General features: G+C 70.0%; 24 protein-coding genes and 1 tRNA gene. 13 read left to right on the top strand and 12 right to left on the bottom strand.

From position 1 onward, the window contains the following. Positions 1 to 134 precede the first annotated feature (134 nt). Positions 135 to 1,922: an ABC-F family ATP-binding cassette domain-containing protein gene (locus tag OHB21_RS14710; RefSeq protein ID WP_195142437.1), complete on the top strand. Its 1,788-nt coding sequence runs from the start codon at positions 135 to 137 to the stop codon at positions 1,920 to 1,922. Positions 1,923 to 1,929: 7 nt separating this feature from the next. On the opposite strand, the gene OHB21_RS14715 is transcribed toward OHB21_RS14710, so the two are convergent. Next, positions 1,930 to 2,808, bottom strand: a complete 879-nt coding sequence (locus OHB21_RS14715; RefSeq protein ID WP_113975082.1) for an Abi-alpha family protein — start codon at positions 2,806 to 2,808, stop codon at positions 1,930 to 1,932. Next, a complete protein-coding gene (locus OHB21_RS14720) occupies positions 2,805 to 4,142 on the bottom strand; it encodes a hypothetical protein (RefSeq protein ID WP_067513516.1) in 1,338 nt (445 codons plus the stop codon). Before OHB21_RS14720 ends, OHB21_RS14715 begins: the two co-directional genes overlap by 4 nt. 366 nt (positions 4,143 to 4,508) lie before the next feature. On the opposite strand from OHB21_RS14720, the gene OHB21_RS14725 reads away from it, so the two are divergent. From OHB21_RS14725 to OHB21_RS14740, 4 genes are all read left to right on the top strand, one after another. Continuing rightward, positions 4,509 to 5,384, top strand: a complete 876-nt coding sequence (locus tag OHB21_RS14725; protein WP_084538101.1) for an Abi-alpha family protein — start codon at positions 4,509 to 4,511, stop codon at positions 5,382 to 5,384. A gap of 247 nt (positions 5,385 to 5,631) precedes the next feature. Beyond that, on the top strand, positions 5,632 to 6,150 hold the full coding sequence (locus OHB21_RS14730) for a nuclear transport factor 2 family protein (protein WP_228789393.1): 519 nt from the start codon (positions 5,632 to 5,634) through the stop codon (positions 6,148 to 6,150). Further along, positions 6,147 to 7,097, top strand: a complete 951-nt coding sequence (locus OHB21_RS14735; protein ID WP_067513518.1) for a sigma-70 family RNA polymerase sigma factor — start codon at positions 6,147 to 6,149, stop codon at positions 7,095 to 7,097. The genes OHB21_RS14730 and OHB21_RS14735 overlap by 4 nt, the downstream gene beginning before the upstream one ends. Positions 7,098 to 7,197: 100 nt before the next feature. Beyond that, positions 7,198 to 7,644: a nuclear transport factor 2 family protein gene (locus OHB21_RS14740; protein WP_195142438.1), complete on the top strand. Its 447-nt coding sequence runs from the start codon at positions 7,198 to 7,200 to the stop codon at positions 7,642 to 7,644. Positions 7,645 to 7,648: 4 nt separating this feature from the next. Here the strand turns inward: OHB21_RS14740 and OHB21_RS14745 are convergent, their stop codons facing one another. After that, complete coding sequence (locus OHB21_RS14745) at positions 7,649 to 9,292, bottom strand: peptide chain release factor 3 (protein WP_067513520.1); 1,644 nt, start codon at positions 9,290 to 9,292, stop codon at positions 7,649 to 7,651. Positions 9,293 to 9,603: 311 nt separating this feature from the next. Here OHB21_RS14745 and OHB21_RS14750 point away from each other — a divergent pair, with 311 nt between their 5' ends. Beyond that, a complete protein-coding gene (locus tag OHB21_RS14750; protein WP_067513522.1) occupies positions 9,604 to 10,215 on the top strand; it encodes a 50S ribosomal protein L25/general stress protein Ctc in 612 nt (203 codons plus the stop codon). A 22-nt stretch (positions 10,216 to 10,237) separates the two neighbouring features. Then, positions 10,238 to 10,816 (top strand): aminoacyl-tRNA hydrolase, encoded by a 579-nt coding sequence (gene pth / locus OHB21_RS14755; protein ID WP_067513523.1) that lies wholly within the window; start codon positions 10,238 to 10,240, stop codon positions 10,814 to 10,816. Between the two features lie 35 nt (positions 10,817 to 10,851). Here the strand turns inward: pth and OHB21_RS14760 are convergent, their stop codons facing one another. After that, the gene (locus OHB21_RS14760; protein WP_067513525.1) at positions 10,852 to 12,498 is read right to left on the bottom strand and encodes a fatty acyl-AMP ligase; all 1,647 of its coding nucleotides are present in this window, start codon (positions 12,496 to 12,498) and stop codon (positions 10,852 to 10,854) included. Between the two features lie 426 nt (positions 12,499 to 12,924). On the opposite strand from OHB21_RS14760, the gene OHB21_RS14765 reads away from it, so the two are divergent. Together OHB21_RS14765 and OHB21_RS14770 are read left to right on the top strand one after the other, a co-directional pair. Continuing rightward, positions 12,925 to 13,794 carry a hypothetical protein gene (locus OHB21_RS14765; RefSeq protein WP_328439270.1) on the top strand — a complete coding sequence of 290 codons (870 nt, stop codon included), beginning with the start codon at positions 12,925 to 12,927 and terminating at the stop codon, positions 13,792 to 13,794. Between the two features lie 72 nt (positions 13,795 to 13,866). After that, positions 13,867 to 14,091 (top strand): hypothetical protein, encoded by a 225-nt coding sequence (locus OHB21_RS14770; protein ID WP_195141961.1) that lies wholly within the window; start codon positions 13,867 to 13,869, stop codon positions 14,089 to 14,091. 4 nt (positions 14,092 to 14,095) lie between these two features. Here OHB21_RS14770 and OHB21_RS14775 read toward each other — a convergent pair whose 3' ends face one another. Both OHB21_RS14775 and OHB21_RS14780 read right to left on the bottom strand, forming a co-directional pair. Beyond that, positions 14,096 to 15,013 (bottom strand): ribonuclease Z, encoded by a 918-nt coding sequence (locus OHB21_RS14775; protein WP_328439272.1) that lies wholly within the window; start codon positions 15,011 to 15,013, stop codon positions 14,096 to 14,098. Then, entirely contained in the window at positions 15,014 to 16,186 is a 1,173-nt protein-coding gene (locus OHB21_RS14780) for an aminotransferase class V-fold PLP-dependent enzyme (RefSeq protein ID WP_328439274.1), read from the bottom strand. Positions 16,187 to 16,398: 212 nt separating this feature from the next. Between OHB21_RS14780 and egtA the strand changes: the two genes are divergently transcribed. From egtA to egtD, 4 genes are all read left to right on the top strand, one after another. Beyond that, positions 16,399 to 17,676 carry an ergothioneine biosynthesis glutamate--cysteine ligase EgtA gene (egtA, locus tag OHB21_RS14785; RefSeq protein WP_328439276.1) on the top strand — a complete coding sequence of 426 codons (1,278 nt, stop codon included), beginning with the start codon at positions 16,399 to 16,401 and terminating at the stop codon, positions 17,674 to 17,676. Between the two features lie 132 nt (positions 17,677 to 17,808). Continuing rightward, positions 17,809 to 19,092, top strand: coding sequence for an ergothioneine biosynthesis protein EgtB (gene egtB, locus OHB21_RS14790; protein WP_407675242.1), 1,284 nt, complete (start codon positions 17,809 to 17,811; stop codon positions 19,090 to 19,092). Beyond that, positions 19,092 to 19,892, top strand: a complete 801-nt coding sequence (egtC, locus tag OHB21_RS14795; protein ID WP_067508117.1) for an ergothioneine biosynthesis protein EgtC — start codon at positions 19,092 to 19,094, stop codon at positions 19,890 to 19,892. Before egtB ends, egtC begins: the two co-directional genes overlap by 1 nt. 59 nt (positions 19,893 to 19,951) lie before the next feature. Then, entirely contained in the window at positions 19,952 to 20,923 is a 972-nt protein-coding gene (gene egtD, locus OHB21_RS14800; protein WP_067508119.1) for an L-histidine N(alpha)-methyltransferase, read from the top strand. A gap of 58 nt (positions 20,924 to 20,981) precedes the next feature. Here egtD and OHB21_RS14805 read toward each other — a convergent pair whose 3' ends face one another. The 6 genes from OHB21_RS14805 to OHB21_RS14830 form a co-directional block, all read right to left on the bottom strand. Further along, on the bottom strand, positions 20,982 to 21,890 hold the full coding sequence (locus OHB21_RS14805) for a hypothetical protein (RefSeq protein ID WP_147265787.1): 909 nt from the start codon (positions 21,888 to 21,890) through the stop codon (positions 20,982 to 20,984). 64 nt (positions 21,891 to 21,954) lie between these two features. After that, positions 21,955 to 22,215 (bottom strand): hypothetical protein, encoded by a 261-nt coding sequence (locus tag OHB21_RS14810; protein ID WP_067508123.1) that lies wholly within the window; start codon positions 22,213 to 22,215, stop codon positions 21,955 to 21,957. Between the two features lie 159 nt (positions 22,216 to 22,374). Then, entirely contained in the window at positions 22,375 to 23,184 is an 810-nt protein-coding gene (locus OHB21_RS14815) for a hypothetical protein (RefSeq protein ID WP_067508125.1), read from the bottom strand. 244 nt (positions 23,185 to 23,428) lie between these two features. Beyond that, positions 23,429 to 24,409 (bottom strand): ribose-phosphate diphosphokinase, encoded by a 981-nt coding sequence (locus OHB21_RS14820; protein WP_067508127.1) that lies wholly within the window; start codon positions 24,407 to 24,409, stop codon positions 23,429 to 23,431. Further along, positions 24,409 to 25,896 carry a bifunctional UDP-N-acetylglucosamine diphosphorylase/glucosamine-1-phosphate N-acetyltransferase GlmU gene (gene glmU / locus OHB21_RS14825; protein ID WP_067508129.1) on the bottom strand — a complete coding sequence of 496 codons (1,488 nt, stop codon included), beginning with the start codon at positions 25,894 to 25,896 and terminating at the stop codon, positions 24,409 to 24,411. The genes OHB21_RS14820 and glmU overlap by 1 nt, the downstream gene beginning before the upstream one ends. Positions 25,897 to 25,979: 83 nt before the next feature. After that, positions 25,980 to 26,050, bottom strand: a tRNA-Gln gene (locus OHB21_RS14830). Positions 26,051 to 26,103 lie beyond the last annotated feature (53 nt).

Below are 26,103 nucleotides of genomic sequence, written 5' to 3' on the forward strand. Positions count from 1 at the left end.
CCGTACCTCGACCCCGGTAGTCGAGGCGCGCGACCGGCGTCGGCCCCGCCCTCGGCACCCACACCGTGCGGAAGTGCCCCGCCCCCGGTGAGTAGGCTCGTAAGGTCGGCGCGCGAGAGGTGGAAACAGGGTTCATGGCCAACCTGATCAATCTGGAACAGGTCTCCAAGAGCTTCGGGATCAAACCGCTGCTGGACAACGTGTCGCTGGGCGTGCACGCGGGGGAGCGCATCGGCGTGGTCGGGCTCAACGGTGGCGGCAAGACCACCCTGCTCGAAGTGCTGACCGGTCTGGAGGAGCCCGACAGCGGCCGGGTGAGCAGGCTCGGCGGCCTGCGGATGGCCGTGGTCACCCAGCGCGGCGTGCTCCCCGACGGCGCGACGGTGGGGGAGGTCGTGCTGGCCGGACTCGCCGACGACGCGCTCTCCGGGGAGGTGGCCGAACACGAATGGGCCTCCGACCCGCGCATCCGTTCGGTGCTCGACGGCATCGGCATCCAGAACCTGGGCCTCGACACGCCGGTGCGCAACCTGTCCGGCGGTGAGCGTCGCCGCGTCGCGCTGGCCGCCGCCCTGGTGCGCGACCTGGATCTGCTGGTGCTGGACGAGCCGACCAACCACCTCGACGTGGAGGGCGTGCAGTGGCTGGCCCGCCACCTCATCGACCGCCGCAGCGCCCTGATCGTGGTGACCCACGATCGCTGGTTCCTCGACACCGTCGCCACCAACACCTGGGAGGTCGTCGGCGGCAAGGTCGAGAGCTACGAGGGCGGTTACGGCGACTGGATCTTCGCCCGCGCTGAACGCGCGCGCCAGGCCGACGCCACCGAGGCGCGGCGGCGCAACCTGGCCCGCAAAGAACTGGCGTGGTTGCGGCGCGGCCCGCAGGCCCGCACCTCCAAACCGCGCTACCGCGTGGAGGCCGCCGAAGCATTGATCGCCGACGTGCCGCCGCCGCGCGACAGCGTCTCGCTGGCCGCGTTCGCCCGTAAACGCCTGGGCCGGGTGGTGATCGAGCTCGAGGACGCCACTCTCACCACCCCCGACGGCCGCGAACTCGTGCACGACCTCACCTGGCGGCTCGCGCCGGGCGAACGCCTCGGCCTGGTCGGGGTGAACGGCTCCGGCAAGACCACGCTGCTGCGCGCGCTCGCGGGCGACGCGGAACTGGCCGCGGGCAAGCGGATTCAGGGCCAGACCGTCCAGATCGGCTGGCTGCGACAGGAACTCGACGACCTGCCTACCCAGATGCGGGTGCTGGAGGCCGTGCAGCAGGTCGCGCAGCGAATCATGCTGGGCGACAAGGAGATCTCGGCCGGGCAGCTGGCCGAGCGGCTCGGCTTCACCCCGGCTCGCCAGCGCACGCCGGTGGGCGACCTCTCCGGCGGTGAGCGCCGCAGGTTGCAGCTGACGCGCATCCTCATGTCCGAGCCGAACGTGCTGCTGCTCGACGAGCCGACCAACGACCTGGACATCGACACCCTGCAACAGCTCGAGGACCTGCTCGACAACTGGGCGGGCACCCTGGTGGTCATCAGCCACGATCGCTACCTGGTCGAGCGCATCTGCGACACCACCTGGGCGCTGTTCGGCGACGGCAAACTGACCAACCTGCCCGGCGGCATCGAGGAGTACCTCACCAAGCGGGCCGCCATGAGCGCGCCGCCCGCCGCCCGGCCGTCGGCCGAGAAGCCCGCCACCGCAACGGATTCCGCCGCCTACCGTGCGGCACGCAAGGAGCTCACGCGCCTGGAGCGCGCCATCGACAAGCTCACCGAGCGCGAACAGAAGCTGCACGCGGCCCTGGCCGACGCCGCCACCGAACCCGACCGTCTCATGACCTTGGGCGCCGAACTCAAACAGGTGCTCGCCGAGAAGGAGACGGCCGAGGAGCGCTGGCTGGAACTGGCCGACGGCGCGTAGCCCGGATCTAGCTCGACTCGCGTCCCTCGGTGACCACCGGCAGACAGGTCTGCACGAAGTCCGTGCCGAACGTCGTCAGCACGATGCTGCGATACATCACCTTGGTGCCGAAACCGGAGCGCTTCAACAGTTCTCGCACCGGCGACTGCGCCTCGAGGAGCTGGTAACGGTTCGGGTTGTCGACGGGTTCGCGGGCGAACTCGATGAGCCCGAGCCTGCGCAGGTTCGTCAGGTATTGCGGCACCCGGTTGGGGAAGCGCAGCCCGGCCTGGTCACCGATCAGGGTGAGGCCGGACAGGTAGCGGTCGGCGCCGAGCGCGCGCGGGCGGCCGACGCGGATATCGATAGACGGTTGCGGTCCGTCGACGTGGACGAAGCGCAGGATGCGGGCCTCGTCGGGGGTGAGTTCGGCGAGCATGCCCGCGAACGCGGGGTGGATCTCGGAACCGTCGCCGCGCGGGCTGGAGGAGAGGCGCAGCAGTTCCGCGCCCTGTTCCCGCAACGTCGGCACGGCCGGATCGGCCCGCAGCGCGGACTGGGGTGGCAGGCCGAGGGCCCGGCGCACCGCGTCGCGCACTTCGGCTTCGGCCTCGGCCAGCACTTCGCGCGGCGGCACGCCCGCCATGCTGCCCTTCACGACGGTGCCGGTGACGCCGAGCGCGGTGTCCACCGTCCAGGAGGTGACCTCGGAGGCGGCGGTCAGCGCGACCTTGGCGACCCCGCCCGCCGCGCGCACGGTCTGGCGCGGCGAGGGCACCCGCCTGCGCTGCCGGTCGACGGGTTCGAGTTCGGGCGCCTCCCAGCGCGCGACCTCGGTGGACGGCGCGGGGCTCGGTTGGTCACCCCGCGCGTCCGATTTCGCGTCGCCGCCACTCGGATCCGTCATATCCATGAAGTCGCCACTCCTGTTCCGAAGACCAGGATGTGAGCGTATCCGGCGAAGAGCCCGAGCGCGCCGCCATGGACGAAAAGCAACCATTCATCTTGTTTGATGGCCGATCGCAGCATTTCCACGAAGTCCGGGGGCTTCAGATTGGCCATCTGTTTGGCGATGTAGTCGTTGATCTGCTTGCCCTGCTGGAGGTTGAAGTCCGGGTCGGCGAAGGCGATCGGCGCGATGGACATGGCCTCATTGGTCAATGTCGCCTGCAGCGAGTCGTATTCGCGACTGCCGAGCATGAACTTCACCGCGGGGCGAGCGGGGCCGAGCGCGCGGTCGGCGGCCGGGCGCAGCGTGTCCTCGAGCATCTGCATGGTGCGGTCCGAGCGCGGGCCGTTGAGCAGCTCGTCGCCGATATTGGCGACCGTCATGACCTGGCTGGACACCAATTCGGCGTAGCCGTCGGTGATTTCGGACTGTCGCTTGATCAGCAGGCCCTGCCGCCACGGGCACCACCACTTGGGGTAGGCCGGGGCGAAGATCATGTTGATGCCGATCCAGTTGACCACCCAGCCGATGATCACGCCGCCGATGGGCAGCACCACCCAGCTGGTCCAGGTGCCGAGGTAGGGCTTGGTGACGTGCAGCAGGCCCACCAGCACCACGCCCATCGGCGCGCCGAAGTAGAAGCCGAAGTTCTGCATGAACCGCAGTTCCTTGGCGCCCAGCACCTGGAACAGCGTGTTCAGCAGGTGGGGGCGGGCCTGGAAGTAGCGGATCACCATCTGCTTCACGTCGAGCAGCTGGTCGATGTTCTCGCCCAGCTCGACGGTCAGCTCGCGCAGGATGTCCGGCAGCTGCTGGCGCACCCGCATGTGCACCATCTCGCGGACCTGACTGGGAAGGTTGTACCAGAGCTGCGGATGCTCGCGGCGCAGGATCTCCTCGACGATGTCGGTGATCTGCGCGTCGGCGATGCTGGCCAGGTGTTCGGCCAGCTTGTCGGGCTCGAGCTCGCGGTAGAAATCGGCGACGCTGCCCAGCTTGGCCAGGCCCTTGTCGACGGCGATGCTCGCCATCTTGTCGGCGCGCGACGGGACGATGCCCTGCCAGCCGAATCGGCCGTCGTAGGACAGCAGCGGCAGCACCTGGATGCGCTTGGGCAGGAACGGGTACAGCGCGCGCAGGCCCGGCACCTTGATGCCGTGGAATGCGATGGGACGGAACAGCATCAGCACGCCGGTCCAGTTGGTGATATACCCGATCACACCTGTGAAAAGCGGGATGGTCAGTAGTTCCAGGAGGATCGTGGGGTGAACCCCGAAAACGTTCTCTAGCACGACACCCTCCTGCCGAAAAAACCGGTGACCGCAGCCTCACCGGCACCCCAAACTAACACCGAGTAGGCAGCGTGACCCTACTGTGAGGTGCGGAACTGGGTCCACAGCGGGGTGTGCCAGGACACAGGGTAGTGTCTGAGACATCAGTCACAGAACGTGTCCGGAATGCGGCATTGTCTCTATCGGGACGAGAGAATGGCACGCACCACATCCGGGCCGTGACTACACGAGCAGGGTGCCGGCGATCGGTTCGACGAGTCGGGGTCGGCCGGGACGCGGCGAACAATCGGGTTCGCCACGCCTGGAAGACGGTCGGGCAATAATCTGTGGGCGGATTCGTTCACTCGGCGATACTTCGGAGAAGACGTGACAGACGACAGGACCGGACAGGACGTGACCCGAGCCGGTTCCCGCGCCGTGGAGCGCAGCTCGGATGTCGAACAGCGGCAGATCAGCAATGAGGCGCGGCTGATCAGGGGCGTGTTCCGGGCGGCGGGACTGGCCGCGGGCACGGCCGTGCGCGGCGGGCAGTGGGCGGTGAACACCTCCTACGAGGTCACCAAGGAGATCACCAAGGCCGCCCTCGACGGCGAGTCCTCGGCGGAGATCGCCGAGCGCACCGGCAACGCGCTGCGCTCGATCGCGCGCAGCGCCCTGGGCGTCACCGAGGGGTCGGTGCGCGAGATCGTCAGCTACGTGCCCACCCCGACCGGGCCGAATCAGCAGGCCATCCCGATGGGCTCGCTCGTGCGCTCGGCCAGCACCGAGGAACTGCGCAGGCGCGGCGACGCGCTGCTGGCCCGTTCGGCCGACGTCTATTTCACCGAGGACGTGCACCCGGCCTACGACCGCATCCTGGACGAGATCGCCCCCGACGAGGCGCGCATCCTGCGGTTCATGTCGCTCAACGGACCGCAGCCCGCGGTCGACGTGCGCACCAACCGCCCGCTGGGCATCGGCTCGGAGCTGGTGCAGGGCGATCTCACCTCGGTGCCCGAACAGGCCGGCGTGCGCTACCCCGACCGGGCGCGCTCCTACCTGATCAACCTCAACCGCCTCGGTCTCACCATGACCTCCGAGGACCCGGTGGTGCTGAGCCGCTACATGGTGCTCGAGGTGCAGCCGGTGGTGGAGGCGGCGCTGAAGAAGGCGGGCCGCGCGCCGAAGATCGTGCGCAAGAGTCTGCGGCTCACCGAGTTCGGCGAGGATTTCTGCCGCACCTGCTTTACCATCGGAAGTTGATCTTCCGGGTCGAAAGACCCGGCACGGTGATAGCGATCTGATACAAATCTCCCAAACCGTACAGCTCGGCGTCTTCTGATGGGATTGTTGACGTATGGACCAGGGCAGCGGCGAGCAGGGGCGCGGCGACGCGGCGGTGGACGCGCCCGTCGGCGGGCGTGGTGATCCCAACGGCGCCGAGCGCGACGCCGACACGACGCACCGGGTGCGTCCCGTGCCCCGCGACCGCGGCCCCACCGGGGACGATCTGGCCGATATCAGCCGCCTCAAGTTCCGCTATCTGCGCGCCCTGGACACCAAGTCCTGGGAAGAGTTCGCCGACACCATGATTCCCGAGGCCACCGCGACCTACAGCGAGTACCTGCAGTTCGAATCGCGCGACGCCTTCCTCGCCTTCATGCGCAATACGCTCGGTCCGCACGTCATCACCGAGCATCGCTGCGATCACCCCGAGATCGATATCGACGGCGATTCCGCCACCGGCACCTGGTATCTCGCCGACACGGTGCTCATCCCCGCCCACAACATGCTGTTGCGCGGTGCGGCCTTCTACTCCGACGAATACGTCCGCTGCTCGGACGGGCGGTGGCGCATCGCGCACACCGGGTACGAGCGCACCTACGAGGTGGTGCTCTCGCTCAGCGACCTGCCCAGCCTGCGTCTCACGTCGAGTCGCTGGGGTCTGATCGCGCGCGAGGACGGAATCGCCCCCGTCGAGCGCGATCCCGGCACCACACCGCTGCGCCGGGAGCCCGGCACCGAGTGAGCGAGGGGCCCGGCGAAGAGTTCGAGCGGTTGGTCGAACCGCTGCGGGCCGAGCTGCACCTGCACTGCTACCGCATGCTCGGTTCGGTGCACGACGCCGACGACGCGGTGCAGGAATCGCTGCTGCGGGCCTGGCGGCATCTGGACCGGCTCACCGACCGCTCCGGTGTGCGGCCGTGGCTGTATCGGATCGCGACCAACCGCTGTCTCACCCTGATCGAGACGCGGCGCCGCCGGGAACTGCCCGTCGATCTGGGGCCGGGCGCGCCGCTCAACGAGATCGCCTGGCTGGAGCCCTATCCCGACGCCGATGTGCGCGGCCGCGCGCCCGAGGCCAGGTACGAGGCGCGCGAGGCGGTGGAGCTGGCGTTCGTCGCCGCGCTGCAACATCTGCCGGGTAACCAGCGGGCCGCGCTCGTCTTGCGTGACGTGCTGGGATTCTCGGCGCGCGAGACCGCCGAACTGCTCGACACCAGCGTCGCCGCCGTCAACAGCGCGCTGCAACGGGCGCGCGCCGCGGTGGACGATCGGCTCGCCGGCGACACCCAGCAGCGGGCGCTGCGCGACTTCGGTGCGGGCGAGCTGCGCGAGCTGGCCCGCCGCTATACCGACGCGTGGGAGGCGGGCGACGTGTCCGCCATCGTCGATCTGCTCAGCGCCGACGCCCGCTACTCCATGCCGCCGCTGCCCGAGTGGTACGCGGGCCACGCGGCCATCCGCGACTTCCTGGTCGAGGGTCCGCTGCACCATCGGTGGCGTTTCCTGCCTGCCTCCGCGAACGGGCAGCCCGCGTTCGGCACCTATATGTGGGATGAGGAGCGCCAGGTGTTCGCGGCTATGGCGCTGGACGTGATCGCGGTGCGCGAGGGGGCGATCACGGAGGTGGTGTCGTTCCTGCACCCGGCGCTGTTCCCGATGTTCGGGCTGCCGGAGTACGTCGAGTCCTGAACCGGCGAGGGACTTTCTGCGCGCGCACCGATGAGTTCGCGTCGCGCTCCGGGTTATACGTGCGCGGGACCGCCCCGCCCACCGAATCCGAGGAGTCCTCGTGACCATCACGACCACCAGCGACGAGAAACTCATCCGCGATCTCATCGACCGCTGGTTCGCCGCCATCAACGCCGCCGACCTCGACGGAGTGCTGCGCGACCACGCCGACGACATCGTCATGTTCGACGTGCCCCCGCCCAACGAGGGTGCGCGCGGCCTCGACGCCTACCGCGAGACCTGGCCGCCGTTCTTCGCCTGGCTCGCCACCGGCGCGGTGTTCGAACCGCTCGCCGTGGAGGTCACGGCGGGTACCGACGTCGCGTTCGCGCACGCGCTGCTGAAATGCGGGCGGGCCGGCGCGCCGCTGGCCGATCCGTCGGTGCGCCTGCGCATCACCCTCGGCTTGCGCAAGGAGGGCGAGCGCTGGGTCGTCTCCCACGAACACCATTCGTTCCCGCTGCCGGTCGACGACCCGGCCGCGGCCGAACAACCGCTGCGCCCCTGACCGATCAGTTGTCGGCCGCGGCGACCAGCGGTTCCAGCGTGAGGCCGGGGTGTTCCTTCTCGATGTACTGCAACCGCCACTTGTCGCTGAACAGGGCGAGCAGCACACCGTCGGTGCGGGTGAACACCTCGACGCCGCGCTGTCTGCCGAGCTCGTCGGCGGAGGCGGCGTCGGTGCGGCGGGCCAGCGAATAGCCGAGGTGCTCCATGGTGGTCTCGACGTTGTACTCCGCCAGCATGCGGGCGGTGACGACCTCGAACTGCATGGGGCCCACGGCGGCCAGCACCGGCGACGCGTCGCCGCGCAGGTCGTTGCGCAGCACCTGTACCACGCCCTCGGAGTCGAGCTGGTCGATGGCCTTGCGGAATTGCTTGTACTTGCCCGCGCTCTGCGCGCGCAGCACCGCGAAGTGCTCCGGGGCGAACGACGGGATCGGCGGGAACTCCACCTTCTTGTCCACGAACAGCGTGTGGCCGGGGGCGAGCGCGGTGGCGTTCACCAGGCCCACCACGTCACCCGGGTAGGCGGTGTCGACGGTGGCGCGTTCGCGGCCGAACACGGTGAGCGCGTACTTGGTGGCGAACGGGCGCCCGGTCTGGGCGTGGGTCACCACCATGCCGCGCTCGAACTCGCCCGACACGATGCGCATGAACGCCAACCGGTCGCGGTGCGCGGTGTCCATGCCCGCCTGCACCTTGAACACCACGGCGCTGAACGGATCGGTGGTCTCGCGCGGGACGCCTTGCATGTCCTTGCGCGGGCCGGGTGCCGGCGCCAGCGCGACCAGCGTCTCCAGCAACTGGCGCACACCGAAGTTCAGCATCGCCGAGGCGTAGATGACCGGCGAGGTCTGCCCGGCCAGGAACAGTTCCTGATCGTGGTCCTGCCCGGTCGCCGAGAGCAGTTCGCTCTCCTCGGCGGCCGTGGTCCACGCTTCGCCCTCGCGGGCCTCGGCGTCCTCGGCCGTCAGCGACTCCTCCGGTGCGATGGTCGCGCCGCCCGCGGTGCGGGTGAAGTGGATGTATTCGAGCGCGGCGCCGTCGGGGCCGCGGCGCAGCAGGCCGCGGAAATCGCCCGCGATGCCGACCGGCAGGAACAGCGGCGTCGGCGTGAGGCCGATCCGCTCGTCGATCTCGTCCAGCAGTTCCAGCGGCGCGCGGCCCGGCCGGTCCCACTTGTTGATGACGGTGATGACCGGGATGCCGCGGTGGCGGCACACCTGGAACAGTTTGAGCGTCTGCGGCTCCAGGCCCTTGGCGGCGTCGATGAGCATGACCGCGGCGTCGACGGCGGTGAGCACGCGGTAGGTGTCCTCGGAGAAGTCCGAGTGACCGGGGGTGTCGACCAGGTTGATGACGTTGTCCACGTCCGAGCCCTCGACCCGGTAGTTGAACTGCAACGCGGTGGAGCTGACCGAGATGCCGCGCGCCTTCTCCATCTCCATCCAGTCCGACACGGTGGACTTGCGGCCCGCCTTGCCGTGGATGGCGCCCGCCTCCGAGATCATCCTGGCGTGCAGCGCCAGCGCCTCGGTGAGCGTCGACTTGCCCGCGTCGGGGTGCGAGATCACGGCGAAGGTGCGACGCCGGGCGACCTCGGCGGGCAGACCGCGCGGTGTGGGCGCGACGACGTCCTCAGGGGCGGTCAACGTGGGGCAACCTTTCGCGTACGGCCGGATCGACAACCGCTCCAGACTACGCGACGGCGCTCGCGACCGGCCCGACCCGCCGTGACCACCCGATTCAAGGGTGGGCGCTGGGCTGCGGTACAGTGTCCGGGTTGTCTCGGCGAGGGTGTCCGCAGACGTTAATGCGGACACCGTGATCGACGCGGCGCGGCTTCCGGCCGTCCGGAGTTCGGTCTCGCCCCGACGAGTAGACCAGACCCCAGTCCAGGGCGCCACCCTCCCTGGCGGGCAACCGTGACCAGCCCGGAAGAGCCGTAGGAGTAGATCCCGTCATGTCCGACGTCAACGTTCTCGAAGCCGCCGTTCGCACCGAGTTCGGCAAGGGTGCCGCGCGCCGCACCCGTCGCGCAGGCAACGTTCCCGCTGTGCTGTACGGCCACCAGGCCGAGCCGCAGCATCTGTCGGTCAACGCCCAGGCCTTCGCCGCGATCCTGCGCGAGCACGGCACCAACGCGGTGCTGAACCTCGTGATCGACGGCAAGAAGCAGCTTGCGCTCACCAAATCCGTTGTCGTGCACCCGATCCGCCGCTACATCGAGCACGCCGATCTGCTCATCGTGAAGCGCGGCGAGAAGGTCACCGCCGACGTCACCCTCGCCATCACCGGTGAGGCCGCCCCGGGCACCCTGGTCACCCAGGAGTCCACCACGCTGTCCATCGAGGCCGAGGCGCTGAACCTGCCCGAGTCCATCGAGGTCTCCGTCGAGGGCGTCGAGCCGGGCACCCAGATCACCGCGGGCGAGCTGACCCTGCCCGCCGGCGTCAGCCTGAACGTCGAGCCCGACCTGCTCGTCGTCAACGTCATCGCCGCGCCCGCCGCCGAGCCGACCGCCGCCGAGGCCGCCGAAGCCGAGGCCGAGGCCGCCGCCGAAGCCGCCGAATAAGGACAGCACCAGCGGTTCACCGATGACCGAGAACACCGGGCCCGCGCTCGTCGTCGGGCTGGGCAACCCCGGCCCCGAATACGAGCGCACCCGGCACAATGTCGGATTCCTGGTCGCCGACGTGCTCGCCGAGCGCGTCGGCGGCCGTTTCGCCGTGCACAAGAAGTCCGGGGCCGACCTGTTGCAGGCCCGCCTGGACGGGCGTCAGGTGCTGATCGCCAAACCGCGGTCCTATATGAACCTGTCCGGCAGGCCGGTCGCGGCGCTCGCGCGGTTCTTCTCCGTGCCGCCCACCGAGGTCGTGGTGGTGCACGACGAACTCGACCTGCCGTTCGGGGCGATCAAGCTCAAGCGCGGCGGGGGCGAGGGCGGCCACAACGGGCTGCGGTCGGTGTCGAGCGCGCTGGCCACCAAGGACTATCTGCGCACCCGCATCGGGATCGGGCGCCCGCCGGGGCGTCAGGATCCGGCCGACTACGTGCTCAAGCCGTTCTCCGCGCCGGAGCGCAAGGAAGTACCGGTGGTGGTGGAGCAGGCCGCCGACGCGGTGGAACTGCTGCTGCGCGTGGGGTTGGAGACCGCGCAGAACCAGTTGCACTGAGTCGGCGCGATTTTCGGCTATTACCCGCGCGCCGCTCAGCGCAAGTGCACAGCGGTGGCGGCGCGGCGCAGCTTGCCCGACGATGTCTTCGGCAGTGCGCCGGGACCCAGGACCGTCACCGTGCGGGGGCGGGCCCCGAGCTCGGACACCACCGCGTGCACGATCTCGCGTTCGATGCGCTTGACCTCGTCGGGATCCTGGAAGTCGTTGGACTCCACCACCACCGCGAAACTCTCCCGCTTCTCACCCGCGTCCAGGCGCACCGCGACCGCGTTGCCCGGCCGCACGCCGCGCACTTGGAGGGCGGCGCGTTCGATATCGGTGGGGAAGAGGTTGCGGCCGCCGACGATGATCACGTCTTTCACCCGGCCGCACACCACCACCAAGCCCTCCTCGGTGAAGTAGCCGATGTCGCCGGTGTCGAGCCAGCCGTCCTCGTCCTGCGCCGGGCGGAAGCCGTCCACCGTCACGTAGCCGGAAGTCACGGCGGGGCCGCGCAATTCGATGACGCCCACCGAGCGGACCGGCAGCGGGTTGCGGTCGTCGTCGACGATCCGGCCCTCCAGATCGTCCACCAGGTAGCCCAGCGTCGGCAGCGCGCGCACCGTGGCCAGGCCCGCGTGGTGGCGCGGCACCGGCACCGCCTTGCCGAGGGATTCCAGCAGGTCGGCGTCCACCAGGTCGAGCACCTGGCCGTGACCGGCGTCGGGGACCGAGACCGCCAGCGTGGTCTCGGCCATGCCGTAGACGGGGGTGAGCGCCATCGGGTTGAGGCCGAAGCGTTTTCCGGCCTCGGCCATGGCGATCATGGTCTCCGGATCGACCGGTTCGGCGCCGTTCCACATGTAGCGGACGCTGCTCAGGTCGAGCGCGCCGTCGGGCGCCAGGCGCAGTTTGCGGGCCAGCAGGGAATAGGCGAAGTTCGGTGCCGCCGTGACGGTTCCGCGGTACTTGCCGATCAATTCGGCCCACAGCAGCGGGCGGGCGAGGAAGTCCATCGGCGTCACGCACACCACTTCCGCGCCGAATTGCATGGGGACGCTGAGGAATCCGACCATGCCCATATCGTGGAAGAGGGGCAGCCAGCTCACCATCACGTCGGCGTCGAGCTGGAATTTCACGCGGTTGAACATCGCGTAGGCATTGACGTAGAAATTGCCGTGCGTGATGCGGACGGCCTTCGGTGATCCGGTGGAACCCGACGTCAGCTGTTGCAGGGCGATATCGGATTCGGTGGTCGGCACCGGATCGATATCGGGGCCGTCGGGGAGCTGGTCGATGCGCACCACGGTGATGCCGCGCTCGCGCAGCAGGGGTTCGGCGGCGTCGAACGGCGCGCCGAGGATCACCGCGCGCGCCTCGATCATGCCGAGCACGGTCTCGGTGTCGCGCGCCCAGACCGCCAGATCGGTGCGCGGGGTGGGCTGGTGCAGCATCGTGACCGACGCGCCCCGCATCCACACCGCCTGACAGGCCGGCGCGATGTCGACCGGCATCCCGGCCAGCACGCCGACCGCGTCCCCGTGCCCGATCCCCGCCCCCGCGAGCCCACCCGCCATGCGCCGCGCGATCCGATGTATCTCGCCCCACGTCTGCCGCAGCGGCGCGCTGGGCTCCCCGGTGATCAACCCGCGCTCCGAGGACAGCGCCGTCGCAAACATCTCGTCGGTGAACTTGCTCACAACCGAACTCCTAGCTACCAGCCGGGCCGACCACCCGGCCTCTCCCCACTATCCCGCCCCACCCCGCCCGCGTTAACCCCTTTTCCGCCACAACGTGGATTCTCCCGCCCCCGGACCCGGTCGAGCACCCCGCGAAACCTTCCCTGATGCCGCACCTGACTCCCCGGTGAACCGGCCGAAGCGCGTTGCGGGGCCTCGCCACGATAGTCGTCCGCAATGCGCCGATTCGGTTGCGATAGTCCCGCCAATTCGGTGCTCGCGAGGTGCATATTGGGGTCGCGTTACCCCTCTGGCCCCATCATAGTCACCGCCTCATCAGTAACGATCGAACCATTGGTGATGTCATCGGAGAAATGCTGAAAATTGCTGAATGCGAACGGATTTCGGCATTTGTTCGAGGCGGTGTGATGCGCTAGCTTGCTCGCCATGCCCTCAATTCCGCACGAAATGATCGTCGATCTGTTTCGAAGCCAGCCGCGGCTCGTCGCGCCGTTGCTGGACGCGCTCGGTTGTCCGCTGCCGAAGTTCGATCGAGCGGAAAGTCATTCGGAGGAAACCCCGGCGCTGGCGGTCACGGAGTTCCACGCCGACTCCGTTGTCGTGTTGCGCGCCGCTGATCGCCCGGTGTTCGCGGTGGTGGTCGAGGTCCAACTCCGCCCGGACCCCGACAAGCCATGGACGTGGCCGGTGTACGCGGCCACGCTGCGCGCCCGGCTACGATGCCCCACCGTGTTGCTCGTGCTGTGCCCCGACAAGCGCACTGCTGATTGGGCCGCCGAACCGGTCGATTTCGGCTATGGCAGCCCGCCCGCGCTGCTGCGCCCACTGGTCCTGGACCCGCGCGGGGTGCCGTTGATCACGGATCCCGAGGTCGCGGTGCGACTGCCGGAACTGACGGTCCTGTCGGTCGTCGCCCATCCCGACTACCCGGACCCGCGCGCCACCTTCGAGGCCCTCATGGCCGCCCTCGGCAAGGTCGAGACGGACCGGGGCTCGCGATACTATGAATTCGTCTTCTCACGGCTGCCGGAGGCAGTCCGATCCGTATGGGAGTCGCTGATGAACGCCGATGTGCTGAAGAACTTCGAACCCCAGAGCAATTTTGCCAAGACTCACCTCTCGAAGGGGCGAGTCGCCGGTGAGGCCGACGCGCTGTTGCGGGTGTTGGCGGCTCGGCGGATCGTCGTGCCCGACGATGTGCGCGGCCGGATCGAGGGTTGCGAGGATCTCGAGCAGCTCGGGCGGTGGATCGACCGGGCCGCCACCGCCGAGAGCGTGGACGATCTGTTCATCTGACGACGGCATGGCGGTGAATGCTTCGTCTTCTCACGGCTGCCGGAGACAGTCCGATCCGTATGGGAGTCGCTGATGAACGCCGATGTGCTGAAGAACTTCGAACCCCAGAGCAATTTTGCCAAGAAGTGGCGAGTCGCCGGTGAGGCCGACGCGCTGTTGCGGGTGTTGGCGGCTCGGCGGATCGTCGTGCCCGACGATGTGCGCGGCCGGATCGAGGGTTGCGAGGATCTCGAGCAGCTCGGGCGGTGGATCGACCGGGCCGCCACCGCCGAGAGCGTGGACGATCTGTTCATCTGAATACCTATCCGCGGGGTGGGAAGGGGATGCGGGTGAGGTCTTCGGCGATGATCAGGGGGCCGGGGAAGTAGCGTTCGGCTTCGGCGCGGTGGGCGTCGAGGGTGCGGTAGCGCTGGGAGAAGTGGGTGAGGACGAGGGTGTGGGCGCCCGCGTCCCGGGCGGCGCGCGCGGCTTGGCCCGCGGTGAGGTGACCGTACTCCTCGGCCAGGTGGGCCTCCTCGTCGAGGAACGTCGCCTCGATGACGAGAACGTCTACGCCGGAAGCCAATTCGTGGACGCCCTCGCACAGGCGGGTATCCATGACGAACGCGAAACTCTGGCCGGGGCGCGGTGCGCTGACCTCGTCCAGCGCGATTCGCACGCCGTCCACTTCCAGCGCACCCTCGCGCTGTAACCCGCCCACGTCCGGCCCGGAAATCCCCTTGGCGCGCAACAGATCCGGCAGCATCCGCCGCCCGTCGGGCTCGGTCAGCCGGTAGCCGAACGACTCCACCGGATGCGACAACCCCACCGCCTCGAGCCCGAACGGCGCGCCCGGCGCGTCCAGCGGCCCCGCCGCCGCGATCGGATGCTCCCGCAACTCCACGGTCCGATAGAACGCCGTCGCATGGCACAACCGCTCGAAATACACTGCGCCCGAAGCGGGATAGTACGCGTCGACGAGATGCGCCACCCGGTCCAGATTGATCCGCTGCACGATCCCGGGCAGCCCGAGGCAGTGGTCGCCGTGGAAATGGGTGATCGCGATCCGCGTGATGTCCCCGGCCGCCAACCCGGCGAACGCCATCTGCCGCTGCGTCCCCTCGCCGGGATCGAACAGCACCCCCTCCGCGCCCCAGCGCAGCAAATACCCGTTGTGGTTGCGCTGTTTCGTCGGCACCTGGCTGGCGGTCCCCAGCACCACCAGTTCGCGCTGCGACACCTACAGCGCCGCGACGGCGGCCACGAAGCGATCCAGCTCGTCGAAGCTCACGAAGCAGTGTGGTGACGCCCGCACCACGGCGTCGAGCCCGCGCCCGGTCATATCCAGCAGCGTCGACCGCGCGAAACTCACTGTCACCGTGATGTTCTCGGCGGCGAGCCGGTCGCGCACCTCGGTGGCCGCCACCCCGTCGACGGTGAACGACACGATCCCGCTGTGGCGCACCCCGAGATCGCGCACGGTGACCCCGGAGATCTCCGGCAGCGCCTTGCGCAGGTATTCGGCGCGCGCCCCGATCGCGTCGTACACGGCGTCCGGGCCGAGCTCGAGCAGGTAGCGCACGGCGGCCCCGAGCCCGAGCCGGCCCGCCACGTCGCACTCCCAGAACTCGAAGCGCGACGCGTCGGGCGCCAGTTCGTAGCTGTCGGGCCCGGTCCAGCTCGCCGAGTGCAGATCGAGCCGCCCCGGCTCCATGGTGGCGGCGAGTTCGGGACGCACGTACAGGAAGCCGGTGCCGCGCGGCCCGCGCAACCATTTGCGCCCGGTCACCGACAGCGCGTCCACGTCCAGCTCGGTCACGTCGAGCGGGATCTGCCCCGCCGACTGGCAGGCGTCGAGCAGCACCAGCGCGCCCACCGAGTGCGCGATCCGGGTGGCCTCGGCCGCCGGATTCACCAGCCCGCCGTTGGTGGGCACGTGCAGCAGCGACACCACCTTGACGCGCTCGTCCACCAGGTCCGCCAGGGCGTCCAGGTCCAGCTGGCCGGTGCTGTCGCTGGGAATTCGCTCGACGGTCGCGCCGGACGCGCGCGCCCGCTGGAGCGCGGCGATGGCATTGCTGGCGTAGTCGGAGCCGGAGATGAGCACCCGGTCGCCGGGGCCGAGGTGCACCGAGTAGAAGAAGTCCGCCCAGGCACGGGTCGCGCTGTCGCTCAGCGCGATCGACGCGGGCTCGGCCCCGATCAGTGCGGCGATCGCGGTCTTCACGCCGTCGAGGTCGGCGAGCCGTTCGTTCGCGGCACGGTAGCCGCCGATCTCGGCCTCGCGCCGCAGGTGCCCGACGACGGTGTCGACGACGACGCGGGGCGGCAGCGAGGAGCCCGCGCTGTCGAGGAAGACCAGGCCCGATCCGACGCCGGGGGTGTCGTCGCGTACGCGTGTGTCGTCCAGCATGCCGACGACCTTAGCCGCCCGCGAATCCCCGTGACGGACCCGCAGGTCAGGCCGATTATTCACGTTCTCGCCGGATTTCTGTCGGTCGTTCTCGCTACCCTGGTCGACACGAGGCCACCCCGCGTGGCCGCTCGCGGGACCGATGACGACAGCGACGATCGGGCGTCCGGACACCTGGTCCGGCGCCGTGCACGAACCAGGTGGAGGTTGGCATGGCGGTCACTCTCGAACATCCGGAATCGACCAGCCCGGCCCGCGCGCCGGGTGATCTCACCTCGCGCGCCGTGGCCGAGGCCTACGTCGGCGGGGTGTGTTTCAAGCTCGGTCCACCGGGGCTCCTCGGCGCCGAACTCGAATGGCTCACCGAGCACGGTGAGTGTCCGGCGCCCCGCCCGCCCTCGTCCGCTTTCGCCGCCGCCCTCGGCCCGCACGCTCCCCCTTCCGTCGCCCCCGATTCGCCCGCGCTACCGCTGCCCGGTGGCAGCCGGATCACCGTCGAACCCGGTGGTCAGATCGAACTCTCCAGCGCCCCTTTCCGCACCGCCGCGGAACTGTGCGCGCGCTTGGACTCCGATATCCGCACCCTTCGCGCGCTGCTCGCCACCCAGCGCATCCGCATCGTCCCGGAAGCCGCCGACGCCCACCGCCTCCCCGAACGGGTGCTCGCCTCCCCCCGCTATCACGCCATGGAGCGTGTGTTCGACGGCATCGGCCCGTTCGGCAGGCTGATGATGTGCAACACTGCGGCCACCCAGGTCAGCGTGGACGCCGGCGCCGACCGCGCCGAGGTCACCGCCCGCTGGCGCACCGTCCACGCCGTGGGCCCGGCGCTGATCGCGGCGTTCGCCCGCTCACCCGGGCTGCGGGGCGCACCGGCGGGTATGTGGGCCTCGCAGCGGATGCGCACCTGGCTGCGGCTCGACGGCACCCGCACCCGCCCGCCCGTCGCCGACTGGTCCGACCCGGTCGCCGCCTACAGCCGCTGGGCGCTGGACGTGCCGCTGCTGTGCGTGCGCGGCCCGTGCGGCGCGAACGGCGCCGACTGGTGCGCCCCGCCGGGCGCGACGTTCGCCGACTGGCTCTCGGGCGCGCTCGACGACGAGATCGGCCGCCGCCCGAGCCGCGACGATCTCGACTACCACCTGACCACGCTGTTCCCGCCCGTCCGCGCGTCGGGTCACTTGGAGATCCGCTACCTCGACGCGCAGCCGGAGGGCGCCTGGACGGCACCCATCCATGCCGTCGACGCGCTGCTCGGCGCGCCCGCCGTGGCGGCGGAGGCGGCGGAGCTGGCGGCGCCGCTGGCCGACGCCTGGCTGGACGCGGCGCGCCACGGCCTGGCCGATCCGCAGATCCGCGCCCTGGCCGCCGACGTGCTCGCCCTCGCCGCCGCCCACGCACCCACCCGGGCCGCGCGGGCCGAACTCGACGCCGCCGCGCACCGATGTCGCCGCGGGCACACGCCCGACGGCGTCGCGGCCGGTCCCTGACCCCGGGCACCGCCAAACATACTCGCGCCCAGCATCGTTCGTCGGCACCCCATCTCGAATCCGGAGAGCAGTACCGTGACCACCTTTTCCGCACCGTCCGACCACTCCGACACCGAACGCCTCCGCGACCGCATCGCCGCGGCGCTCGTCACCGCCCGCACCCGCACCCTCGGCCTCACCGACGTGGTGGACGAGGCCGAACTCGTCGCCCAGCACTCCCGCCTCATGAGCCCGCTGGTGTGGGACCTCGCACACATCGGCAACCAGGAGGAGCTGTGGCTGGTGCGCGATGTGGGCGGCCGCGAGCCGGTCCGCGCCGATATCGACGAGCTCTACGACGCGTTCAAACACCGCAGGGCCGACCGTCCCGAACTGCCGCTGCTCGACCCGGCGCAGGCCCGCGACTACGTGGGCACCGTGCGCGACAAGGTGTTCGACGTGCTCGCGCGCAGCGATCTGCGCGGAGATCCCTTGGTGGACGGCGGTTTCGCGTTCGGCATGATCGCCCAGCACGAACAGCAGCACGACGAGACGATGCTGGCCACCCACCAATTGCGTTCCGGCGCGGCGGTGTTGAGTGCGCCGGGGGCGCCCGCCGCCGTGGCACCGGTGACCGGCGAGGTGGTGATCCCGGCCGGGGAGTTCACGATGGGCGCCTCCACCGACCCGTGGGCGCTGGACAACGAACGCCCCGCGCACCGCGTGCACGTGCCGGGTTTCGCGATCGACGCCGCACCCGTGACCAACGAGCAGTACCTCGCCTTCGTCGCCGATGGCGGCTACGACCGGCCGGAGCTGTGGTCGGAGCGGGGGTGGGCGCACCGGATGGAGGCCGGGCTCACCGCGCCGCAGTTCTGGGAGCGCGACCCGTCGGGCGCCTGGTGGCGGCGGGTGTTCGGCGTGATGACGCCGCTGCGCCCGCACCAGCCGGTGGTGCACGTGTGCTGGTTCGAGGCCGAGGCGTACGCCACCTGGGCGGGCAAGCGGTTGCCCACCGAGGCCGAATGGGAGAAGGCCGCGCGGCACGACCCCGCGACCGGGACCGATCGCCGGTATCCGTGGGGCGATGCCGAACCCGATTCCACCACGGCGAATCTCGGGCAGCGCCACCTCGAGCCCGCCGATGTGGGCGCCTATCCGGCGGGTGCGTCGCCTTCGGGTGTGCATCAGCTCATCGGTGACGTATGGGAGTGGACCGCTTCGGGTTTCGAGCCCTATCCGGGGTTTCGGGCGTTCCCGTACCAGGAATACTCCGACGTGTTCTTCGGCGGCGACTACCGTGTGCTGCGCGGCGGTTCGTTCGGCACCGACTCGGTGGCGTGCCGGGGCACGTTCCGCAACTGGGACCATCCGATCCGCCGCCAGATCTTCGCCGGCTTCCGGCTGGCCCGCGACCTGCGGCGGGACGAGCGCTGATGTGCCGTCACCTGGGGTACGTCGGTCCGTCCGTCGGTGTCGGGGAAATCCTCACGCGCGGAACGCATTCGCTGCATCATCAGTCGTGGGCCCCGCGCGATATGCGCGGCGGCGGCACCATCAACGCCGACGGGTTCGGCGTCGCGTGGTGGCAGGAGGGCGCCGTGCGCCGCTACCGCAACCCGGCGCCGATCTGGACCGACCCGGCTGTCACCGACGTGCTGCCGCAGCTCACCTCCGGCGCGGTGCTCGGGTCGGTGCGGTCGGCCACGGTCGGGATGCCGGTGGAGCGGTCGGCCTGCGCGCCGTTCACCGCCGGGCGGTGGGCGTTCAGCCACAACGGTGTCGTGCCGCGCTGGCGGGAGGTGCTCACCGCCGTTTCGTCGGATCTGGACGTGGAAGCGACCCGGGCCGGTGCCACCCGGCTGTTCGAAACCGCGCGGCTGCTCGAGGCGGAGGCGCTCACCGATTCGGCGGTGCTGTGGGTGCTGCTGAGCGACTTGATCGCCTCCGCCGAATCGGGCGGATACGGGGAATCGCCCGCCACCGCACTGCGGTTGGTGGCCGAGGCGGTGTTGCGGCACGCGCCCGAGGCCCGGCTCACCCTGCTGCTCGGTGACGGCGAACAACTCCTCGCCGTCTCCGTGCACCACGGGCTGTCGGCGCTGGTCACCGAGGACGCGGCCGTCCTCGCCTCCGAGCCGTACGACGACGACCCGCGCTGGCAACCCGTCGCCGACCGGAAGCTGGTGGTCGCGCGACCGGGCGAGCTCTCCGTTGACGAGCTCACGCCCACCTGAGACGCGCACCGCCGCAGCACGATCCGCACCACTCAGCCACACCGAAAGGGCTCACCGCCATGACCGCACCGACGCTGGAAGTCCACCTCTCCGACGCCGATCTCACCGCGGCACTGCGCGCGGACGCCCGCCTCGGGTTGACCGCCGACCCGAAGTGGTTGCCGCCCAAATGGTTCTACGACGCGCGCGGCAGCGAACTCTTCGAGCGGATCACCGCGCTGCCCGAGTACTACCCCACCCGTACCGAGCGCGCCCTGCTGGAGCGCGTGGCGGGGGAGATCGCGCGACTGGCGGGCGCCGAGGCGCTGATCGAGCTGGGCGCGGGCTCGGCCGCCAAGACCAGGCTGCTGCTGTCGGCGCTCACCGCCGAGGGGCCGTTGAAAACCTATGTACCCCAGGATGTCTCGGAGGCGGCGCTGCGCGAGTCGGCCGAGCGGGTGGCCGTGGAGTTCCCGGGCCTGGCCGTGCACGGCGTGGTCAGCGACTTCACCGACACCCTGCACAACCTGCCGCGCGGTGGGCGGCGCATGATCGCCTTCCTGGGCGGCACCCTCGGCAATCTGGTGCCCTCCGAACGCGCCGAATTCCTCGGCGGCATCCACGACGTGCTCGAACCCGGCGAGCACCTGCTGCTCGGCGCGGGCCTGGTGATCGACCCGGCCGTCCTCGTGCCCGCCTACGACGACGCGGCGGGCGTCACCGCCGAATTCAACCGCAACGTGCTGTACGTGCTGAACAACCGCCTCGGCGCGAACTTCACCCCGGAGAAGTTCGAGCACATCGCGCTGTGGGACGACGAACGCGAGTGGATCGAGATGCGCCTGGCGGCCACCGAGGACATGACCGTCACCCTCACCGACCTCGACCTCACGGTCCAGTTCGCCCGCGGCGAACAGCTCCGCACCGAGATCTCGGCCAAGTTCCGCCCCGGCACCCTCACCGCCGAACTCGCCGCCGCGGGCTTGCGCACCGAACACATCTGGACCGACCCCGCCGACCGCTTCGCCCTGCTGCTCGCCACCCGGGTGTGAGAGGGGTCCCGGACAGGCGAAAGCTGGGCTCGATCGAAGGATCGGGCCCGGCTCGCGGTCAGCTCTGATCGGGGACTATGTCGGTGTTGAGGACAGCGAAGCCGATCACGAAGCCGAGGAGCATGGCGACGCCCGCGGCGATGGCGGCCCAGCGGCCGAGCGGTTCACCCTTGCTGTGGCCGATGAGGCCGAGGATGATGCCCGCGGGTCCGAAGATGATCGGGCAGATCACCAGAGCCAGTGCGGCGCAGACGAATCCGATGATGGAGAACGTCTGCGTCCCGGGCTTGGCCGGTTGGCCCTGGTCGTAGGGCTGGTAACCCTGCGGGTAGGACGGGTATCCGCCCGGCTGCTGCGGGGTGTAGCTCTGCCCGCTCAACGAGCGCTGATCATCAGACGGGTACTGCTGCCCGGACGGATAATCCGGCTGGTCGGGGTACGCGCTCGGGCCCGAACCGTACGGCGCCTGCCCGTAGGCGGGGGATTCCGGTTGGCCCCAGCCACCTTGACCGGGCGGCGTGGCGCCGGGAGGTCCCGACCCGTAGGGCGTCTGGCCCGCATCCGTCCCGTACGGGGTGCCACCGGGAGTCTCGGACCCTGGCGGTGTCGCGCCGGGAGGTCCCGAGCCGTAGGGCGTCTGGCTCGGGTCCCCGCTGGACGGGGTGCCACTGGGTGTGCCCGTTTTACCGCTGGCTCCATAGGGTGCTTTACCCAGGTCCGCGCCGCCGGGGGTGCCGGAACCCGGCGTCGCCGCCCCCGCATCCCCCGCACCCACACCGAAGGGTGTATCCCCTGATGTGTCGGATCCGGGTGGCTCCCACGCCGGCGATGCGGCGGGCGTCGCCCACCCTGTCCCCGGTGCCTCGCCGGGCTCGGGCAGCGAGGGGGACTCCTGGTCGCCGGTCGGTGGCCGGTCGCCGGAGGCGGACTTCTCGCCGGGCTCGCCGGGATCGTTCGGGGTGGTCATCAGCGCCCTCCTTGTCGAGTTCGGTCGCCGAACCGTGGGTACCACTCGTCGCGGGCGTCAATCACTACAGGTCGGAGTCGTCGACGATCTCCACGGCCGCCACCTCGGCGGGCCGGTCGTCCGCCTCCAGGTCCTCGGCGCGCTGGGCGCGCCGGGTCCACTCCTGATCGAGTTCCTCGCCGATGCCGAGGCGTCCGTCGTCCTCGTTCTCGCGGTTGCGGATGGTGAGGTCGGCGGGCGGATCCTCCACATAGCGCTCGTACTCGCGGATCTCGTCGGCCTGCTCGTCGTCGCCCATGTCCATATCGAGTGGCTCACGGTTCATGGGGACCAGTATCGTCGCGCGGCCCGCGTGTCGCTGCTGACTCGCCGGAAAATAGCTGGATAGCTGGGACCGGGGTATCACCGCTGGATAGGCGGGTCAGCGGCGAACAGCCGGGTCGCTCGCGACAAGATCGCTGGTCGCGGGCGACCACGCCGAGCGTCAGACGCGTATCAGGACCTGGATCACGATCTGGATCGCGACCATGACACCGAACGCGCTCGTACTCACGATCAGCGCCCGGGTTCCCAGCGGCTCGCCCTTGCTCTTGGCGACGCCGGCGAGCACGATGCTCGTGACACCGAATATGAGTGCCGCCAGGCCGCACAGTCCGAGCAGGACCGTGAAGCCCGCACCGACGAAGCTGAGGATGGACAGCGTCTGCGTCGGCGTGGGTTGGTACCCGTAACCGCCGGGCGTGGGGGGATAGCCATAGGGCTGTTGCGGGTAGGCAGGGTACGCGCCCTGCTGCGGGTAGCCCGGTTGCGCGGGATAGGCGGGTTGTGCCGGATACCCCGCCGCCGCGGGATACCCCGCCTGCTGGGGATAACCACCCTGCTGCGGATACCCCGCCGGCGGCGTCCCCCCGACCGGCGGATAGCCGTACACTCCACCCTCCGGATAGGCGGCGGGCTGAGCCGACGACCCCGACTGGTACCCCGGCGCGGCGGGCGGCTGCGGAATCGGATCGGACGGGTACGCGGGCGCGTCGTACGGCGCACCGAACTGGTAGGCGGGCGGCTCCAACACCGAACCCCCTTGCAGCCCGGGCATTTCCGGCATCGCACCCGGCTGGTACACCTGCGTCTCGGGAGCGGTGCCGGGTTGGTAGACCTTCGTCTCCGGCGCGGCACCGGACGGGCCCGTCGACGATCCCGGCTGGTACACCTGGGTTTCGGCGGTACGCCGATCGTCCTGCGCGCCCCCCTTGCCGAGATCGAGTCCCGGCCGCGGCTCCTGCGGCGTCGTCATCTGAGTCCCCTCCGAAGTCTGCGATTGCCCCACATGCGTATCACGAGCCACCGGCCGCACACCACTTCGCGGGTCGGCCCCGGCGCGATCTCGACGCGCACCGCCGTCCGCGGGACCGGCGTTCGAGGCGACCGGCCGCTGGTGCGAACGACTTCGCCGACACGCACGGCCCCGGCGACACGCACGGCCCCGGCGTCGAGCCGGGGCCGTGCGGAAATCCAGCGCCGAGGTGCGGCGCGGAGAATCAGGCGTTGCCGTTGAAAAGGCCGGTGACCGAACCGTTCTCGAACACCTCGCGGATGGTGCGGGCCAGCAGCGGCGCGATGGACAGCACCGTCAGCTGCGGGAACTTCTTGTCCTCGGTGATCGGCAGCGTGTTGGTGACCACCACCTCGCGGGCGCCGCAGCCCGCGAGCCGCTCGGCGGCCGGCGCCGACAGCACGCCGTGGGTCGCGGCGATCACGACGTCACCCGCGCCCGCCTCGCGCAGTACGCGCACGGCCTCGGCGATGGTGCCGCCGGTGTCGATCATGTCGTCGATCAGGATGCAGGTGCGGCCGTCCACGTCACCGACGGGGCGGTGCGACTTGACCTGGTTGGGCACCAGCGGGTCCCGGGTCTTGTGGATGAACGCCACCGGGGCGCCGTCCAGCGCGTCGGCCCACTTCTCGGCGACCTTCACGCGGCCCGCGTCGGGGGACACCACGGTGATGTTGTCGAGGCTGTAGTTGGCGCGGACGTGCTCGGAGAGCTGGAACAGCGCGTGCATGTGATCGACCGGGCCGTCGAAGAAGCCCTGGATCTGGTCGGTGTGCAGGTCGACGGTGATGATGCGGTCGGCGCCCGCGGTCTTGAGCATGTCGGCGATCAGGCGGGCCGAGATGGGCTCGCGGCCGCGGTGCTTCTTGTCCTGGCGCCCGTAGGGGTAGAACGGCAGCACCGCGGTGATCCGCTTGGCCGAACCGCGCTTGAGCGCGTCGATCATGATGAGCTGTTCCATGATGTGCTGGTTCACCGGAGCCGGGAAGCTCTGCAGCACGAAGGCGTCGGACCCGCGCACCGACTCCTCGAACCGCACGAACGTCTCGCCGTTGGCGAAATCGCGCGCGATCTGCGGGGTGACGTGAACGTCGAGTTCCTTGGCGACCTGTTCGGCCAGCTCAGGATGAGCGCGTCCCGAGAAGAGCATCAGGTTCTTCTGGTTTTCGATCCATGACGCGGTCACTACTGTTTGCCATCCTTTTGCTCGATTGCCTGACCCGACGTCTCTTCGGCCGCGAGGGCTGCCGCCGCCGCGATCGCCGCAGCGGTTCCGGGCCGGTTCCGCTGCACCCAGTTCTCCATATTGCGCTGTGCTCCACCCGACACCGCGAGCGCCCCTGGTGGAACGTTTCTGCGCAGTACAGTACCCGCCGCCGTATAGGCGCCGTCACCCACCGTCACCGGCGCGACGAACATGGTGTCGCTGCCCGTCCGCACATGCGAACCGACGACCGTGTGATGTTTGCGCACCCCGTCGTAGTTGACGAACACACTGGACGCGCCGATGTTGCTGTGCTCACCGATCGTCGCGTCCCCCACGTAGGTGAGGTGCGGCACCTTCGAGTGCGCGCCGATGGTGGCGTTCTTGGTCTCCACGAACGCGCCGAGCTTGCCGGCATCGCCCACCACGGTGCCCGGCCGCAGGTAGGCGAACGGCCCGATGGTCGCGCCGGGCCCGATCGCGGCCCCTTCCCCGTGGGTGCGCACGACGGACGCGCCGTCGCCCACCACCACGTCGGTGAGGGTGCTGTCGGGGCCGACCTCGGCGTCCTCGCCGATCACGGTCGCGCCCAGCAACTGCACGCCGGGGCGCAGCACCGCGTCCCTGCCGATGCTCACCGAGGCGTCCACCCAGGTGGTCGCCGGATCGACGACCGTCACACCGGCCCGCATGTGGCGTTCCAGGATGTAGCGGTTGAGGGTGCGCGCCGCCTCCGACAACTGCACGCGGTCGTTGACGCCGGTCACCTTCGCCGCGTCCACCAGGCGCGCGCCGTGCACCGGATGCCCGGCCTCGCGCGCCAGCCGCAGCACATCGGTGAGATACAGCTCGTGCTGGGCGTTCGCCGTGGACAGGCGCCCGATCATGGTGCGCAGCACCGCCGCGTCGAACGCGTACACACCCGAGTTCACCTCGGTGATCGCGGCCTGCTGGGGGGTGGCGTCGGCGTGCTCGACGATCTCGACGACACCGCCGTCGGCGTCGCGCACGATGCGGCCGTAGCCGTTCGGGTCGTCGGGCACGAACGTCAGCACCGTCACCGCCGAGCGCGGCGTGTAGCTGCGATGTTCGTCGAGCAGCGCGGACAGCGTGTGCCCGTCCAGCAGCGGCACGTCCGCCGAGGTGACGAGCAGATCGCCGGTGAAGTCCTCCGGCAACGCCCGCAGCGCGCACTGGACGGCATGCCCGGTGCCCAACTGCTCCTCCTGGAGCGCGGGCGTGATCTCGCGCCCGAGTTCGGCGGCGACCGCGGCGACCGCGCCACCCACCTGCTCTCTGTCGTGGCCCACCACCGTGATGAGGTGCGCGGGGTCGATCTCGTCGGCGGCATGCAGCGCGTGGGCGAGCATGCTCCGGCCGGCCAGCGAATGCAGAACTTTGGGAGTCTTCGACCGCATCCGCGTCCCGGCTCCGGCGGCGAGAACGACGACGGCGGTCTGCTGTGGCATGGATCTCCCTCGGCTGCCTGTCATCGTGCTGGCTGTGCGTGGTCGCGATGTGCGGGGCCAACGATAGTCACCGTGCCGGTGTGCTCCGCCGCCAGGACTCGAACCTGAACTATCTGAACCAAAATCAGAGGTGCTGCCATTACACTACGGCGGACCGTCACACCGGCGGTCCTCACGACCCGCCGCTGCTGCCTCGGCACGCGAAGA

Source organism: Nocardia puris, assembly GCF_036051655.1.
Taxonomy (GTDB): Bacteria; Actinomycetota; Actinomycetes; order Mycobacteriales; family Mycobacteriaceae; genus Nocardia; species Nocardia puris.

Excerpts from the sequence above, each read along its gene's own strand:
- OHB21_RS14710 (WP_195142437.1), top strand. The coding sequence starts at position 135 with ATGGCCAACCTGATCAATCTGGAACAGGTCTCCAAGAGCTTCGGGATC.
- OHB21_RS14715 (WP_113975082.1), bottom strand. The coding sequence starts at position 2,808 with ATGACGGATCCGAGTGGCGGCGACGCGAAATCGGACGCGCGGGGTGAC.
- OHB21_RS14750 (WP_067513522.1), top strand. The coding sequence starts at position 9,604 with ATGTCCGACGTCAACGTTCTCGAAGCCGCCGTTCGCACCGAGTTCGGC.
- pth (WP_067513523.1), top strand. The coding sequence starts at position 10,238 with ATGACCGAGAACACCGGGCCCGCGCTCGTCGTCGGGCTGGGCAACCCC.
- OHB21_RS14765 (WP_328439270.1), top strand. The coding sequence starts at position 12,925 with ATGCCCTCAATTCCGCACGAAATGATCGTCGATCTGTTTCGAAGCCAG.
- OHB21_RS14770 (WP_195141961.1), top strand. The coding sequence starts at position 13,867 with ATGAACGCCGATGTGCTGAAGAACTTCGAACCCCAGAGCAATTTTGCC.
- OHB21_RS14780 (WP_328439274.1), bottom strand. The coding sequence starts at position 16,186 with ATGCTGGACGACACACGCGTACGCGACGACACCCCCGGCGTCGGATCG.
- egtA (WP_328439276.1), top strand. The coding sequence starts at position 16,399 with ATGGCGGTCACTCTCGAACATCCGGAATCGACCAGCCCGGCCCGCGCG.
- egtC (WP_067508117.1), top strand. The coding sequence starts at position 19,092 with ATGTGCCGTCACCTGGGGTACGTCGGTCCGTCCGTCGGTGTCGGGGAA.
- egtD (WP_067508119.1), top strand. The coding sequence starts at position 19,952 with ATGACCGCACCGACGCTGGAAGTCCACCTCTCCGACGCCGATCTCACC.
- OHB21_RS14805 (WP_147265787.1), bottom strand. The coding sequence starts at position 21,890 with ATGACCACCCCGAACGATCCCGGCGAGCCCGGCGAGAAGTCCGCCTCC.
- OHB21_RS14810 (WP_067508123.1), bottom strand. The coding sequence starts at position 22,215 with ATGAACCGTGAGCCACTCGATATGGACATGGGCGACGACGAGCAGGCC.
- OHB21_RS14815 (WP_067508125.1), bottom strand. The coding sequence starts at position 23,184 with ATGACGACGCCGCAGGAGCCGCGGCCGGGACTCGATCTCGGCAAGGGG.
- glmU (WP_067508129.1), bottom strand. The coding sequence starts at position 25,896 with ATGCCACAGCAGACCGCCGTCGTCGTTCTCGCCGCCGGAGCCGGGACG.